The 14,727-nt window shown below is 63.2% G+C and carries 14 protein-coding genes; 3 read left to right on the top strand and 11 right to left on the bottom strand.

Annotated elements, in window-relative coordinates:
• Positions 1-217 precede the first annotated feature (217 nt).
• On the top strand, positions 218-3,175 hold the full coding sequence (locus LHL23_RS04145) for an ABC transporter transmembrane domain-containing protein (RefSeq protein ID WP_226429041.1): 2,958 nt from the start codon (positions 218-220) through the stop codon (positions 3,173-3,175).
• Between the two features lie 27 nt (positions 3,176-3,202).
• Positions 3,203-4,054, top strand: coding sequence for a fumarylacetoacetate hydrolase family protein (locus LHL23_RS04140; protein ID WP_226428902.1), 852 nt, complete (start codon positions 3,203-3,205; stop codon positions 4,052-4,054).
• An 86-nt stretch (positions 4,055-4,140) separates the two neighbouring features.
• Here LHL23_RS04140 and LHL23_RS04135 read toward each other — a convergent pair whose 3' ends face one another.
• The 9 genes from LHL23_RS04135 to LHL23_RS04095 all read right to left on the bottom strand — a co-directional run bounded on the left by LHL23_RS04135 (position 4,141) and on the right by LHL23_RS04095 (position 12,661).
• Positions 4,141-4,425, bottom strand: a complete 285-nt coding sequence (locus tag LHL23_RS04135; protein ID WP_222479260.1) for an ArsR/SmtB family transcription factor — start codon at positions 4,423-4,425, stop codon at positions 4,141-4,143.
• 362 nt (positions 4,426-4,787) lie between these two features.
• A complete protein-coding gene (locus LHL23_RS04130) occupies positions 4,788-5,894 on the bottom strand; it encodes a Zn-dependent alcohol dehydrogenase (RefSeq protein WP_222479262.1) in 1,107 nt (368 codons plus the stop codon).
• Between the two features lie 124 nt (positions 5,895-6,018).
• Entirely contained in the window at positions 6,019-7,356 is a 1,338-nt protein-coding gene (locus tag LHL23_RS04125; RefSeq protein ID WP_226428901.1) for a lyase family protein, read from the bottom strand.
• Positions 7,356-8,066: an alpha/beta fold hydrolase gene (locus tag LHL23_RS04120; protein ID WP_226428900.1), complete on the bottom strand. Its 711-nt coding sequence runs from the start codon at positions 8,064-8,066 to the stop codon at positions 7,356-7,358. Before LHL23_RS04120 ends, LHL23_RS04125 begins: the two co-directional genes overlap by 1 nt.
• The gene (gene pcaD / locus LHL23_RS04115; protein WP_222479268.1) at positions 8,059-8,850 is read right to left on the bottom strand and encodes a 3-oxoadipate enol-lactonase; all 792 of its coding nucleotides are present in this window, start codon (positions 8,848-8,850) and stop codon (positions 8,059-8,061) included. The genes LHL23_RS04120 and pcaD overlap by 8 nt, the downstream gene beginning before the upstream one ends.
• Positions 8,851-8,920: 70 nt before the next feature.
• Positions 8,921-10,117, bottom strand: coding sequence for an endonuclease/exonuclease/phosphatase family protein (locus LHL23_RS04110; protein WP_226428899.1), 1,197 nt, complete (start codon positions 10,115-10,117; stop codon positions 8,921-8,923).
• 45 nt (positions 10,118-10,162) lie between these two features.
• Positions 10,163-11,140, bottom strand: coding sequence for a threonine ammonia-lyase (locus tag LHL23_RS04105; protein ID WP_226428898.1), 978 nt, complete (start codon positions 11,138-11,140; stop codon positions 10,163-10,165).
• Positions 11,137-11,967, bottom strand: a complete 831-nt coding sequence (locus LHL23_RS04100; RefSeq protein ID WP_226428897.1) for an alpha/beta fold hydrolase — start codon at positions 11,965-11,967, stop codon at positions 11,137-11,139. The genes LHL23_RS04105 and LHL23_RS04100 overlap by 4 nt, the downstream gene beginning before the upstream one ends.
• Before the next feature lie 7 nt (positions 11,968-11,974).
• On the bottom strand, positions 11,975-12,661 hold the full coding sequence (locus LHL23_RS04095) for a haloacid dehalogenase type II (RefSeq protein WP_226428896.1): 687 nt from the start codon (positions 12,659-12,661) through the stop codon (positions 11,975-11,977).
• Positions 12,662-12,798: 137 nt separating this feature from the next.
• Between LHL23_RS04095 and LHL23_RS04090 the strand changes: the two genes are divergently transcribed.
• Positions 12,799-13,227 (top strand): FKBP-type peptidyl-prolyl cis-trans isomerase, encoded by a 429-nt coding sequence (locus LHL23_RS04090; protein ID WP_222479279.1) that lies wholly within the window; start codon positions 12,799-12,801, stop codon positions 13,225-13,227.
• 130 nt (positions 13,228-13,357) lie between these two features.
• On the opposite strand, the gene LHL23_RS04085 is transcribed toward LHL23_RS04090, so the two are convergent.
• Positions 13,358-13,981, bottom strand: a complete 624-nt coding sequence (locus LHL23_RS04085; protein ID WP_226428895.1) for a TetR/AcrR family transcriptional regulator — start codon at positions 13,979-13,981, stop codon at positions 13,358-13,360.
• The gene (locus LHL23_RS04080; RefSeq protein ID WP_226428894.1) at positions 13,978-14,610 is read right to left on the bottom strand and encodes an HD domain-containing protein; all 633 of its coding nucleotides are present in this window, start codon (positions 14,608-14,610) and stop codon (positions 13,978-13,980) included. The genes LHL23_RS04085 and LHL23_RS04080 overlap by 4 nt, the downstream gene beginning before the upstream one ends.
• Between the last annotated feature and the right edge of the window lie 117 nt (positions 14,611-14,727).

Here is a 14,727-nt window from a genome sequence, read left to right as displayed (position 1 = left end):
AAAGCATACTTGGCTGGAACCTTACGGATTTTTTGCCGTCTGGCAAATGCTGTGACGGCAGAGTGCCGCAACGGGACGGGGCGGGCTTCTGCCCATTGCCTGTGCTGGCCAAACCGCGCTACCCATAGGGTATCTTGTCCGTAGCTGCCATTTATGGAGCATTCCCATAGAACGCTCTCTGTTCCGTTTCATCTGGAAATACTCGAAACGCGATCAGCTGGTGCTGCTGGTTGTCACTGCTTGTCTGTTCCCGCTGCTGTATCTGACGCTGGAGCTGCCCAAGCGGATTATCAACGATGCAATTGGTGCCGAGAGCTCGACGATTACGGTGCTGGGGCAGAGTTTTGACCAGCTGACGTTCCTGTGGATCCTTTGCGGGGCTTTCCTTCTGTCGGTGCTGTGCCACGGTCTGCTGAAAATGCGGATCAACACCATGAAGGGGGTGCTGGCGGAGCGGATGCTGCGCCGGTTCCGCTACCAGCTGATCGCCCGCGTCCTGCGCTTCCCGCAGCCCTATTTCGAGCGGGTCAGCCAGGGTGAGCTGGTGTCGATGGTCACTTCGGAATCCGAACCGATGGGCGGGCTGATGGGCGACGCGGTCAGCCAGCCGGTGCTGCAGGCTGGGCAGATGCTGACTATCCTGTTCTTTCTGTTTCTGCAGAACTTCTGGTTCGGGATGGCGGCGATTGCCCTGATTCCGCTGCAGGGCTGGCTTATCCCGATGCTGCAACGGCAGATCAACCAGCTGAACAAGAAACGCATCAAGCAGGTGCGGGCGCTGGCGACAGAAATCGGGGAAAGCGCCGCCGGCGCTTCGACGCTGCGGATCAATGGCGGCTGGCGTTACCGGATGGCGATCATCACCGCCCGGCTGGGGCGGCTTTATGAAATCCGCTTCCTGATCTACCAGAAAAAGTTTTTCATGAAGTTTCTTAATAACTTCATCACCCAGCTGACTCCTTTCTTCTTTTATGCAGTCGGCGGGTATCTGGTGCTGCAGGGCAAGGTCTCGCTGGGCGCGCTTGTGGCAGCCCTGGCCGCTTACAAGGATCTGGCATCGCCCTGGAAGGAGCTGCTGGCATATTACAACCAGACCCAGGACATGAGCCTGCGCTGGGATGTGATCCTGGAGCGCTTTGCGCCGCAGGGGATGGTGGATGAAGAGCTGCTAAGCGGTGAACCGGAGGAGCTGCAGCATCTCTCCGGCGATGTGGTGCTTGATTCCGTCACCGTGCGGGACTCCGACGGCAATCTGGTGCTCGAGGAATTGAGCGCAACCTTTCCGGTCGGGCAGGTGATCGGGATCGCAGCGCCATCCGAAGAAGACCGCAGGGCGCTGGCGGAGCTGCTGACGCGGGAAATCCTGCCTTCCTCGGGAACTGTGACCGTGGCAGAGCAGGACATGAGCGGGCTGCATCAGGCAGTAGTGGCAGCGCGGATTGGCTATGCCACGTCGCGGCCGGTGCTGTTTCAGGGGTCCTTTGGCGACAACGTGATGATGCCGATGCGGATGCGCCCGCAGGGAGATGCGCGGGATCTGGAACAGCTGGAGGTCGCCATTCAGGCGGGCAACAGCCCGGACCCGTTTGATGCGCCGTGGCTGGATCCCAAGCTGGCCGGGTTTTCCAGCGAGGCCGAATTGCGCGGCTGGTGGCTGAAAGTGGTGGAGGGGATCGGCTCTGACACTGCGCTGTTCCGGCGCGGTATCGAGCAGCGGTTCGAGGAGGCCGCGCATCAGGAACTGGCTGAGCAACTGGTCAAGCTGCGTCCAACGGTGCGCGAGGCGATCGAAAAGGCCGGGCTGGATGTGCATGTGCACTTCCTGGAGCCCGGGAGCTACAACCCGGCCCTCCCAGTTGCCGAGAACCTTTTGTTTGCGGCCTCTCAGGAGGCCCTGACCGGCGAGATGCTGAACCAGCAAAAGGATTTCCTTGACCAGCTGAAGCAACTTGGCCTTGACGAAAGCCTGGTAGCGCTGACCCGAGATGTGGTTGAAATGCTGCGGCAGATCTTTGGCGTGGATGGAACTGGCCACCCGCTTTTCCGTAAGCTAGGTCTGGACGTTGCGGCCTACGAGGCTGCGCTGGCGCTAGTTGACCGCTCCGGCACCGCTGATGCGGCGGCGCTGAGCCGGGAAGAACTGGCGCAGCTGCTGATCGTGCCCTTCACCATCTCCGCAGAGCAAATTGGGCCTGCATTTGAAGATGACATGAAGGAGCGCATTCTCGGCTTCCGGCGCAGTAATGGGGACGCCCTTTTGAAGACGCTGGGCACAGGTTTTGCGCCTTTCCAGGAAGACGCAATTACCCCCAGCCTCACGGTTCTGGAAAACGCTCTCTTCGGCAAGATATCCGATGCCGCAGGTGCCAAAGGTGATGAGGTGCGCAAACTGGTCTCCGACCTCATGGTGCGCGAAGGCTTGCGCGATCAAGTGGTGGAACTGATTTTTGACATGCCGATTGCAGTGGGCGGGCAGGGGCTGGCGGCCAGTTTCGCGGAACCGCTGGCCTTCTGCCGCGCCACGATCAAGCGTCCGGATATCCTGATCCTGGATTCCGCGATGGCGAGCTATGACCTGGAAACCCGCGTTGCGGTGCACAAGAACCTGCGCAAGCTGCTGCCCGACACGACGCTGATCTATCTGGCGCCCGGATTTCAGAACCCGGACGTATTTGATGTGTTCTTTGAATTGCGCCAGGGCCGGCTGGTCAGCGATGAGGCGCAGGCTGTGTCCGCGGAAGAAGGTGCAGCCAGCCAGGATCTGGCCCGCAAGCTGCGGGCGCTGGAGCAGACCGAGCTGTTTTCCGGTCTCAACCGGCGCCAGCTGCGCCTCCTGGCTTTCGGCGCGCGCTGGTACGAGGCCAAGGCGGGCGAAGTGGTTTTCCTCAAGGACGACGAGGCCACGGACGGCGCCTACATGATTTTGTCGGGCGAGGCGGATCTTCTGCTGCCGCAAGAAGGGGCGGAGGACCGGTTGATTGCCCAGGTCGGCCCAGGCCGGCTAGTCGGAGAACTGGGGCTTATCCGGCAGGAGCCGCGCGCGCTCAGCATGGTTGCAGCAAGCGATCTGCGATGCCTGCGGATCGGCGAGGAAGAGTTCCTGGCGGTTGTGGAGAACGACGCGTCGACCGCTTTCAAGCTGCTGCAGGTGGTGGCAGGCTACGTTTCCAACTGATCACAAAACCGAACGGGAGAAAACGACATGAAACTGCTGCGGTACCGCACGGGCACCGAGGTGCGCCCGGGAATGCTGGACAGCGCGGGCGCAGTCAGGGATCTGTCGGCCCATGTGCCGGACATCACCGGCGCGGTCCTGGGTGATGAAACCCTGGCCCGGCTGTCGGCCTTGGACCCCAAGACGCTGCCGCTGGCGGCGGGGGCACCAAGCCTTGCGCCTTGTGTCGGGCAGCCCGGCAAGTTCCTTGGCATCGGCCTGAACTACACCGATCATGCTGAGGAAATGGGGATGGCCCTGCCGGAGCATCCGATTCTGTTCCTCAAGGCCACGTCGTCGATCTGCGGGCCGGACGATGACGTCGTTCTGCCCCGCGGCTCAGTTTCCTCGGATTGGGAAGTGGAGCTGGGCGTGGTTATCGGCAAGGCCGCCAAATACGTGTCCGAGGCCGAAGCGCTGGATTATGTCGCGGGCTATTGCGTGATCAACGACGTGTCAGAACGGGATTTTCAGACCAAGCTGACCGGGCAATGGACCAAGGGCAAAAGCTGCGACACCTTCGGGCCTCTTGGACCCTGGCTGGTGACCAGGGATGAAGTGCCGGATCCGCAGAACCTGTGGCTGACGTGCGATGTGAATGGCGCCCGGCGCCAGACCGGCAATACCAGCAGGATGGTGTTCACCGTGGCCCAGATTGTTTCGCATCTTAGCCAGCTGATGACACTGCATCCTGGAGATGTGATTGCAACCGGAACGCCGCCTGGTGTGGGCATGGGCGCCAAGCCGGAGCCTGTGTATCTGAAGTCCGGCGATGTGATGCGGCTGGAGATCGAGGGATTGGGGGTGCAGACCCAAAAAGTGCGGGCGGACGAGGAATAACCGGCTAGCCCAGTGTCCCTGCCTGCAATGGCATTGGAACGGTTGTCAGGCCGCTGCCAGCAAGCGTTGGTCACAGAAACGGGAACTCAGCTGACACCGCAAAACTGCTTGTAGAGAAGGGCAATCATCTCTTCCGTGTTGCTGTCCTTGAGAGAATAGAAAACCGTCTTGCCGTCGCGCCGGGTCGCAACCAACCCCTCTTCACGCAGCCGGGCCAGCATCTGGCTTACCGCTGCCTGGCGCATGTTCAATAGAGCTTCCAATTCGCTAACCGAACGTTCCCCCGCGCACAGATGGCAGAGGATCATCAGGCGGCCTTCATGCGCAAGCGTTTTCAGGAATGCAGCAGCCTCGGCCGCACTCTCCTGCATGTCCGCTTCCGGCGGGCTGTCGTCACTTCTTGACGGGGGCACTGCTCAATGTCCTGTTTTCGTTTTTCTGCAGCTTGCCTGCTTCCTGCAACCAAGTCACCTCGCAGTTGCAATGCGCCTTTGAATCGGCGGAGAGCCACCGGTTGCCATAGCCAATGGCACAGCAGAAGAGGGTTCCGGTAAGATCTGACGCAGGTTACGAAACGGGGGCAATTGTTTTGAACATCCGCATTAGACAAAGGCGGCGGCCGCCCGCACCAGTGGCCTGGCGTTTGCCGTGAGCCAGGCGTGGCGGCAAAGCCCAGGTGGAGCGGCGGTGGGAACATCCCGGGTTGGAGGTGCTCCGTTATCCCTAAGCGAGGTTATTCCACTGTACTGGCACGGTTGAAGACAATCACGTTCCGCTTGGCGCTGCCAGTCTTGGTGTCGGCAATCGCTTCATTGATCTGCTCCAGAGACCAGCGGCCAGAGATCAGTTCATCCAGTTTCAGGCGGCCTTGCTGATACAGATCCACCATCCACGGAATGTCGCGCTGGATCACAGCATCCCCCATCTTGGAACCGATCAATCCCTGACCCACTGCGGCCAGAACAACGGGTTCGTAGGCGGCCTTGGCACCGGAATGCGGCATGCCGATCAGCACCGCCTTGCCGCCGCGGGCCAAATACCGCGGCGCCTGATCATAGGCGGGAATGGCTCCGACGGTTACCAGCACCGCATCGGCGCCGCGTCCTCCAAGTGCCTTATGGGCGGCTTTCCATGGCTTGTCTTCAGTGGCAAGCACCCCGTGGGTGGCACCGAACTCCTTGGCGGTTTCCAGTTTGTCAGGATTCATGTCGACGGCGACGATGCGGCGGGCGCCAGCAATACGGGCGCCCTGAATGGCGTTGAGGCCTACGCCGCCTGCGCCGATGACCACCACGTCCTGGCCTGCACGCAGCCGGGCCGCGTTGACTGCCGCCCCCACACCGGTGATCACCCCGCAGGAGATCAGCGCCGCCGCGTCCTTGCCGATTTCTGCGGGGATCTTCACGATCTGACGCTGGTCCACCACCACCTTCTCGGCAAAGGCGCCGCAAGCCATCGCCTGGTCCAGCGGTTCGCCGCTGGCCGTCTTCAACGGACCGTTGACTGTGTCATAGGGCGTTTCGCAAATCACCGGCCTGCCGCCTGCGCATGACGGGCAGGTGCCGCAGCTGCGGATCAGTGTGACCACAACGGAATCGCCAGCGCTGAAACCCTGCACACCTGTGCCGACCCCGGTGATCACCCCGGCGGCCTCGTGGCCGTAAACCGCAGGCAGATGCCCGCCCCAGGCGCCTTCGGCAAAGGAAATGTCGCTGTGGCAGATTGCAACTGCGTCCAGCGTGACCTCGACTTCACCCGTGCCGGGCGGCGCCAGCTGCACGTCCTCGATGACCAGCGGGGCGCCGAATTCATGGCAGACAGCGGCTTTGATGGTTTGCATGATTATCCTCCCCGTTTGCAGTCAGGGTGACGCGCCGGGGTGGTTGCATCAAGCGGGAATGCGCAGGGCGGGACGCGTTGTAACGTCACGGAAGACACCCTGCGCGCTGCCGGGCGCAATCCTGTCAGGGATTGCGCAGGCTGTCGGATTTCTTGCTGAACTGAAGGGCCTCCCATGGGGCATGGCCCATCTGCCTGGCGGGGTCAAACAAGGCATCCGTATCCAGGTCCGGATAGTCCCGCGCCACTAGATCCCGCAGCGGGGTTTGCGAGGCCTGAGCCTCCTGACACAAGGCTTTGACCGCCGCCTGGGCATCGGGCCGCGGCATCTGTGCCGCCAGGGAAAAGCTCAGCGCTTCGGCGTGGATCAGGCCCAGCCCGGACGACAGCGCAGCCGCCATGGCCTCAGCGCACGGTGCAATGCTCGCGCAGAGCTCCTTGCCTGTTCTTGCGGCAGCTGCCGCGCCCAGAACGATCTGCGGCAGGCACATCCATTCGGTGAACCAGGCCGCACCGTCGCGCTGATGCTGCTGCATTGAGGCGCCCTGAAGGACAGAGAACAAGCCGCTGCCCTGCCGGGCCAGCGCCGCCAGCACCGAGGGGGACACCGGGTTCTGCTTTTGCGGCATGGTGGAAGAGGCGCCGGCTCCACCGAGCGAAATCTCCTGGACCCCGCTTTGCGCCAGCGCAGTGCAGTCTTCGCCGATTTTGCCAAAGGCAAGGATCACGCGGAGCATCCAGTCCGCGATGCGCAGCACCGGTGTGCGGTCGGTGTGCCAGCTGCGCCCCGGATCCTGCAAGGCCAGCCCCCTTGCCATGGCGGCGCGTACCTCTGCAGCCTTCATTCCCAGCGCGCTGGACGTGCCCGCCGCGCCGGACAGGGACACCATCAGGCAGGAGTGCCGCAAGCCGGGCAGTTCTTCCAGCAGGTTCAGCAGCGGGGTGCCCCAAGCCGCCGCCACCGCGCCGAAGCTGGTAGGCGTTGCGTGCTGCCCATAGGTGCGGGCGGCCATCGGCAGCTCCGCATGCGCCCTGGCCAGTCCGCCAAGCGATAGCACCGCGGCTTTCACATCCGCCTCAACCAGCGCCAGCGCCTGGCGCAGCCGCAGCATCAGCGCGCTGTCCATGATGTCCTGCGAGGTCGCACCCCAATGCACATATTGCGCATGTTCGGGCGCCTTCATTTCTTCGCGGAATGCGGCCACCAGCCCCGGAACCGGCACACCGTTCTGCCCCGCGGGCCGTTTCAGAACACCCGGGTCGACGGCGATCTCGACCACGGCCCGCCCGATCGCAGACGCGCTTTCCTGAGGGATCACACCTGCTTCGCCTTGCGCCTTGGCCAGCGCGCCCTCCACCAGCAGCATGGCGCGCACTTCGGCGCTGTCCGAGAACAGGCGGCTGGCCTCGCCGCTGCTGAATAGGCCGCCATAGATTTGGCTGTCAAAGACAGAACCTGCCATCAGAAGTCCTTTGCAATCTGCCCCATCAGCTCTGCCAGACCTTCCGGGTCGGCGAAGAAGGGCGAATGGGATGTGTTCATATCATGTGCCCGCCCTGGCGGCAGGCGGGCCGCCATCTGAGCCTGGTATTCCGGCGGAATGACCCGGTCTTCGGTGCAGCGGATGTAGGCCTTGGGAACGCCCTCGAACCGTTCGCTCAGGTGGACCGGCGTGTCCTGCGGCAGGATTGGCTGTGCACAGAGGTTTTCCATGGCAAAGCGCACCGCTTCAGCCGGGCAGTCGTGATAGAACAGGTCCGGCGTGGTCTCCGGCACCAGACTGTATGCGGTGCCTGCCTCGTTCTTCCGGGTTGCGCCTTCCAGGGTCTGCCGGGGGCCTGCCTTGCGCATGCCGATAAGGGACATGCCGCTGACCGGCAGATAGGCGCAAAGGTAGATCAGCCCGCTCAATCGCTCTGGATGCGCCTCTGCGGCTGCAGAAATGGGAAAACCGCCCCAGGAATGCCCGACGATCAGGGTGTTCGGGGTTGAAGCCGCGGCAACTGCCTCCGCCGTTTCGGCCAGTGTGACCCACGCCGGATCGCGCCCGTCGGCATGGCCGGGCAGGGTGATGGTGCGGGCCGTGTGGCCGCGGGCCTCCAGCGCCGAGACCGTGTCGCGCCAGCACCATGGGCCGTGGCAGGAACCGTTAACAAGAAGAAACTCAGCCAATGTGCCCGGTCTCCCTCAGGAAGGCCGTCAGGCGCTCAGTGTATACATCCGGCTGCTCGACACAGGGAATGTGGCCCGCGCGCCGGATCAGGTGGAACTGGCTGCCTGGGATCAGGTCCACTGTCTCACGCACCAGGTCGGGCGGGGTAGAGCCGTCCTCGGATCCTGCGATGCCCAGGCAAGGCAGCCGCAGCCCGCTGGTGGGGGTATAGAAATCAGTGCCCGCAATCGCAGCGCAGCAGCCTGCGTAACCATCGCGCGATTGCTGCACCAGCATGTTGCGCCACAGCTGCAGCTCCGGCGCTGACCGGAAGCCGCGGGCAAACCAGCGCTCCATCACCGCATCGGCCAGTGCCTCAATGCCGTCGCTTTGAACGGTCCGGACCCGTTCTTTCCACATTTCGGCGGTGCCGATCTTGGCGGCGGTGTTCGACAGCACCAGCGCACGGATCTGGTCCAGCCGCTTTACTGCCAGCCCCTGTGCGATCATGCCGCCGATCGACAGGCCCACGAACATACAGTCGCGCACGTCCAGGTGGTCCAGCAGCCGCTCCGCATCCCGCACAAGCGCACCCATCGAATAGGGGGCAGGCGGGCAGGAGGACAGCCCATGCCCGCGCTTGTCGTAGCGGATGATGCGCAATCCTGCGGGCAGCCTTTCCACCACAGCATCCCAGACTCTCAGATCCGTGCCGAGCGAGTTGGCAAACACGATGGGGGCGCCGCCTGCGTCACCGTCAACGCGGTAGTGAAGCTGGACATCGCCCAGATCTGCAATTTGCATGGGATACCTCGTTTCTGCTCCGCCGCAGTCTACCTGTGCCGGGGCAGGGAGGTAAAGCAATCGGCAGGGCTCAGCCGTGCAGTTCCATATGGGCCATGATCTGGCCATGGTCCGAGGCAAGCTTGTTGAACGGCGCCTCCGGGTGGCTGCCATCGGTCAGATGGTCGTTGAAGACGCTGTAATAGTGCATCTTGCCGACCGCTCCGTGCCAGTCAGGGTCGAAGTGGCGCGACATGTAGATCTGGTCGATGCTCTCGTGAACTCCGCCAAAGGCCGTGGTGTAGACCACGTCGCGCAGGGATTTCCGCAGGAACATCTTTTCCGCCGAGCGCAGCCGCACCCGGTCTACAGCCTCGCGGATCTGCGCGTCCTCGGCCTCGCTGTAGCGGTCGCCCGGGTGCTGTGCATCGTGGCGGAGCATCCAGGTATAGTTCTTGAACGGCACCTCGCCGGAGATGATCTCGCTGCTGACCGCGTGTTCACCGTCGTTGAAGTCTCCCAGCACCATCACCGGCCGGCCCTGTTCCAGCTCGTCCAGTACCGCGCGGCGCAGCACCCAGGCCTCGCCCATCCGCCTGAGCGCCGCGCGCAGCGACCCCATCGCCCTGCCTGCAGCATCATAGGCCGGCAGCACGGTCTCGGGCGGGTAGGGGGCGCCCTGCGGCTTGATGTATTCGCCAAGTTTCGATTTCAGGTGGCAGTTGAACACGCTGATCACCTGATCCCCGACCGGGACCTGCACCTTGAGGATCGGGCGCGACAGACGGCGGAGCGTGTAAAATCCCGCGTCTTCCTCCTCACCCAAGCAAGCCATCGGAATATCCAGCGGCTGGGCAAGGTCCTGGATCACTTCCGGGTCTCCCTCAAAGCCGAAACGCGACAGCACCGCCAGCCCGGGCCGCCGCTTGCCCGGCTCGCTGGTGTCATTGAGGTTAGGGGCAAAAGCCAGCTCTGCCTCGGCATAGGAGCCGTAGGCCAGTTTCTGGAATATTGCCTTGCGGTGATAGCGTTTGGCAGGATCGGGGATGCTGGCAGCATTGGCCAGTGCGCCGCGCCGGTCGGCTTCGGCGATCACCTGCCGCAGCGGTGCTTCCTCAAAGACTTCCTGGAAGCCGACGATATCCGCATTCAGCGTCAGCAGCTGGTCGGCCATCCAGTCAGCCTTCCACGCGTACTCCTCCGGCGTGTAGCTTTCAAAGCGGTAGAATTCCCGCTCCGGGCCGATCAGGTTTTTGACGTTGAACGAGGCGATGGTGAAACGTGTCATGACGTGTCCCCCTGGCTGCCGCGCGGACCATCGCGCGGCCAGGTCTCAAGCATAACGCGAGAGCGCCTCCCGGAACAGCTCTGCATCCACATTGCCGCCGGTTGCCACTGCGATCACAGCCTCGCCTTGGATCTGTTCCGGGTGGAAAAGGGCCGCCGCCAGAGAGGCCGCGCCTCCGGGCTCCAGCACGATCTTCAGCCGCAAGAACGCCAGCGCCATTGCCCGAAGCGCCTCTTCCTCGGTGATGACCAGCCCCGGACCGCACAGGCGGCTGAGGATCGGAAATGTGATATCCCCCGGCTGCGGTGTCAGGATGGCATCGCAGATGCAGCCCGACTGGCTGGGATTCTGCCGGATTTCGCCTGCCGCCAGCGACCGGGTCACGTCGTCGAAACCTTCCGGCTCCACCGGCCGCACCCGCAGTCCTGGCGCGCGGGCTTCCAGCGCCAGCGCAATGCCAGAAGACAGCCCGCCGCCGCCGCAGTTGACCAGCACCTCTGCTGTGCTGACACCTTCCGCTGCGGCCTGCTCAGCAATCTCCAGCCCGCAGGTGCCCTGGCCGGCAATCACCAGCGGCTCGTCATAGGGCTTGATCAGCGTCAGCCCGCGGTCTTCCGCGTATTGCGCTCCCACTGCCTCGCGGCTTTCACCGCCGGCACGGTCATACAGCACCACCTCGGCACCCAGATCACGGGTGTTCTGGATCTTAAGCTGCGGGGCGTCTGCCGGCATCACGATCACCGCAGGCGCGCCGTGTGCCTTGGCTGCGGCCGCCACCCCCTGCGCATGGTTGCCGCTGGAATAGGCGATCACCCCGCGCTTGCGGTCCTGTTCCGGCAGCGCGGAGACCGCCGACCAGCCGCCGCGGAACTTGAACGACCCGGTATGCTGCAGGCATTCCGCCTTCACCAGCAGGCGCCGCCCGGCAATCTCGTCGAGAAACGGCGAGGAAAGCAGCGGGGTTACGCGGGCATGGCCCTTCAGCCGCTCCGCCGCGGCTTCGATCATTGCAATTGAGGTCATTTGATCCGGTCCAGAACTGAATGGATGAGGGCGAGCGCTTCCGGCTCGTCCAAAAAGGGAACATGGCCGCGGCTGGCAATTTCCGCTGCCTGCAAGGCGGGCAGGCGGTGTTGCATCTCCTCAAAGGTTTCTGCGCTCAAAATGTCGGAATTCGCGCCGCGGATCACGCCGCAGGGCAGGCCGTCCAGCGCCAGGAACAGCGGCCACAGATCCGGCGGCGGGCCTGCATCAGCTTGCGCCATCAGCGCGTCGCGCAGGCGCGGGTCATAGCGCAGGGAAAGCCCGTCCGGGGTTTGATCGTAGAAAGTTTCAACCTCCTCGCGCCACCGGCCCGCCGGCACGTCCGGAAAGGCAGGAGCCATAAGATGCTCCAGCGTTTCCGCAGCCTGCGCATGAGATTTGGCTGCCGGGCGGCGGCCCACATATTCCATTATCCGGGCGATGCCGCCGGGCGGGATCTCCGGGCCGACGTCGTTCAGGATCACCGCCGACAGCCTGTCCTTAGACATCGCCGCCAGTGTCATCGCCACCAGCCCGCCGCGCGAGGTGCCGAGGATGGCGGTCCGACTGACACCCAGATAATCCACCAGCTCCAGCACATCCTGCGCCTCACGCAGGACATTGTAGTTCATGAAGTCCGGGTCGTGCTCCGACTGCCCGCGTCCACGGGCATCCAGGGTAATCATCCGGTACCGCGTGGCATGCGGTGCAAAATAGCGGAAGTCCCGGCCGTCCCGTGTCAGGCCCGCCAGGCACAAAAGCGGCAGGCCTTCGCCGGTGTCTGTGTAATGCAGGCGCAGCCCGTCCGAAGTGTCAAAGAAAGGCATCTGCGGTTCAGCCCTTGGAAAGGTCTGGGATGGTGGTCAAATCCGGCAGGATGTGCGCCGGTTTCCAGGGAAGCCGGTCAACCGGCTCGCCTGCGCGGTTCACCCAAGCGGTCACAAAGCCATAGCCCGCGGCCCCTGCCGCGTCCCAGCCGTTGGAGGAGACAAACAGCACCTCTTCCTTGGCGCAGCCGAACCGTTTGCCAACCAGATCATAGACGCGGGCATCGGGTTTGAAGATGCCGACGCTTTCCACCGACAGAACATCATCCAGCACATCGCCCAGCCCGGCCGACTGCACGGCGCCATCCAGCATAGCAGGGGAACCATTCGACAGGATCGCGGTATTCATGCCCGCGTCTTTCAATTCCCGCAGCATCGCGGGCACTTCCGGATAGGCCTGCAGCTCCCAGTAGAGATCCAGCAGCCGCTGGCGCAGCGCCACGTCGCCGGACAGTCCGGCCGCCTCCATCGCCCAGTCGAGCCCGTCCTGAGTCACGTCCCAGAAATCAGCGTGAGCATTGGTGATAGCGCGCAGCCAGGTATATTGCAGCTGTTTCAGCCGCCAGTGGCTGGCAAGCTCTGCCCAATTGTCCTGCAGGTGCGGAAACGCGGGTTCACTTGCGGCCTGCCGGGCGGCGGCGGCGACATCGAACAGCGTTCCATAGGCGTCGAAGATACAGGTGGTGATCGGCATTCTGTCCTCCCCTGCGGCGAGATTGGCACGAAGGCAGAGAGCGGGCAAAGAAGGAAATTGTACCCATACGGGTTTACATCGCGTCTGCGGCCGTTAGGCTGCCCCACTTGATCAACCCGCAACCGATTGGAGGTCTCATGACCGGGGTAAAGAACGGCGACACCGTGCGCATCCACTACACAGGCAAGCTGACAGACGGCACCGTCTTTGACAGCTCGGAGGGCCGGGATCCGCTGGAATTCACCGTAGGCGCGGGCCACGTGATCGCGGGAATGGATGCAGGTCTAGAAGGCATGGCGGTAGGGGACAAGAAAGTCCTCGAGATCCCCTGCACCGAGGCTTACGGCCCGATCAATCCCGCTGCCCGTCAGGAAATCCCGCGCGAGGGTATCCCTGCGGACATCCCGCTGGACCTTGGCACCCAGTTGCAGATGCAAAGCCCCGATGGCCAGGTGCTGCCGGTGACCGTCGTGGAAGTCAGCGACGAAACCGTGACCCTGGACGCCAACCATTTCCTCGCGGGCAAGGATCTGGTGTTCGACATCGAGCTGGTTTCCGTCAATTGAGCTGAACTGCGCTGCGGGCGGGGGTCTCCCGCCCATTGCGATGCAATCTGCTGATTGCATCCTCACCGGTAGGGCCCGGCGCCGCTTGCGGCGCAGGGCCGCCTGCTGCGGCATGGTGCGCTGCGCGGGCTCAGTCGGGGCTTTGTTTTCCGGAAGAGCGGGTAATAAGCGCCTCGATACCACGCGCGGCGTTTGCGGCAAACTCTTCCAAGGCGGGCCGCGGAACACCGGACCGGGCGCGCAGGCCGATGGAGTGCAGCGTGGCCGCAGCAAGCGCTGCCGCCACGTCCAGGCTTTGCGGTGCTGCCGTTTGCGCGTGGCGCTGAAGCAGGTTCCGGAATTGAACGTCGCTTCGCTCAAGCTGTTCCTGAAGCTTGTCTCGGATTTCCGGGTGCGCGGGTGCTTCTGCTGTTGCGGTTGAAAAGACCAGGCAGCCCCGGCCGCCTTCGTCTGTCTGGTAAAGATCCAGCATCGCCAGAAATACGGCTTGCAAGGCTGCGGCCGGGGATGCCTCTGAAGGCACTTTGTCAGTCAGATAGCCCCTTGTTCTGGCAGCAAAATCGTCCATCGCTGCCAGAAACATATCCTCTTTGCCGCCAAAGGCCGCATAAAGGCTGGGCCGCACCAGTCCGGTCGCCTTGGCCAGGTCGTCAAGCGAGGTCGCGGTATAGCCCTTGGCCCAGAAGCAGCGCATGATGGCCTGCCGCACTTCACCCTCGTCGAACTTGCGCGGGCGCCCGCGGCCCCGGCTCATTCCGGGAAATCCGCGCCGTGCAGCATGTCGCAGAAATGCGGCTGGTGGAAACCCGGGACATTCCGGCGGGCCACATCTGCCCCGAAGTTGTGCATCGCCGTCATCGGTTTCTCCGCATAGATCCGGGCCAGGGCCTGTTCCATGGCCTGTTTGAAGCCGAGGCGGGGGTAGGCGTCAAGCACCTGTTCCATCACCTCCGGAGTGATCTTGTCATGCGGGATCACGCCGACGTCGATGCCGGCACCGATTTGCACCAGGGCTGCTTCCGGCGATTTCTTTTGCGGGATGGAAAACGTGGTGTGCAGCGCAATGGCGTCCCAAACCCGGTCGATGCGGGATTGCTCCACATTCTGCGCCGCAAGAAAGCGCGCGGCGGCATCCGCGGCATCCACTTCAAACCGGTCATCGCCCTTGTAGGCCTCTGTCAGGCCCAAATCATGCAGCATGGCGGCGATGTAGAACAGCTCCGGGTCGTAGGTCATACCCATCTTCCGAGCCATCAGCGCGCCGAACGCATGGGAGCGGCTCACGTGGTTGTAGAGGAAAGGCTCGCTGGCCATGCGGGCCATTTCTGCGGCAGCTGCGCAGAGTGCGGTATCCGGCGCGGGAACGAGGTTTGACAGCGGCATCTGAGTTCTCCTGTGTCTGCGTTGTTTTCTATTATTATGCGATTCGGTATAAAAATATAGAAACCAAAGTGCAGACAAAAGAAAAGGCGCCGCAAGGGCGCCTCAACTTTCTGAAAT

This window comes from Leisingera sp. McT4-56 (assembly GCF_020514995.1).
Lineage (GTDB): Bacteria > Pseudomonadota > Alphaproteobacteria > Rhodobacterales > Rhodobacteraceae > Leisingera > Leisingera aquaemixtae_A.
The sequence above is the reverse complement of the archived record's forward strand: the minus strand, read 5'-3'. Positions and strand labels throughout refer to the sequence as shown.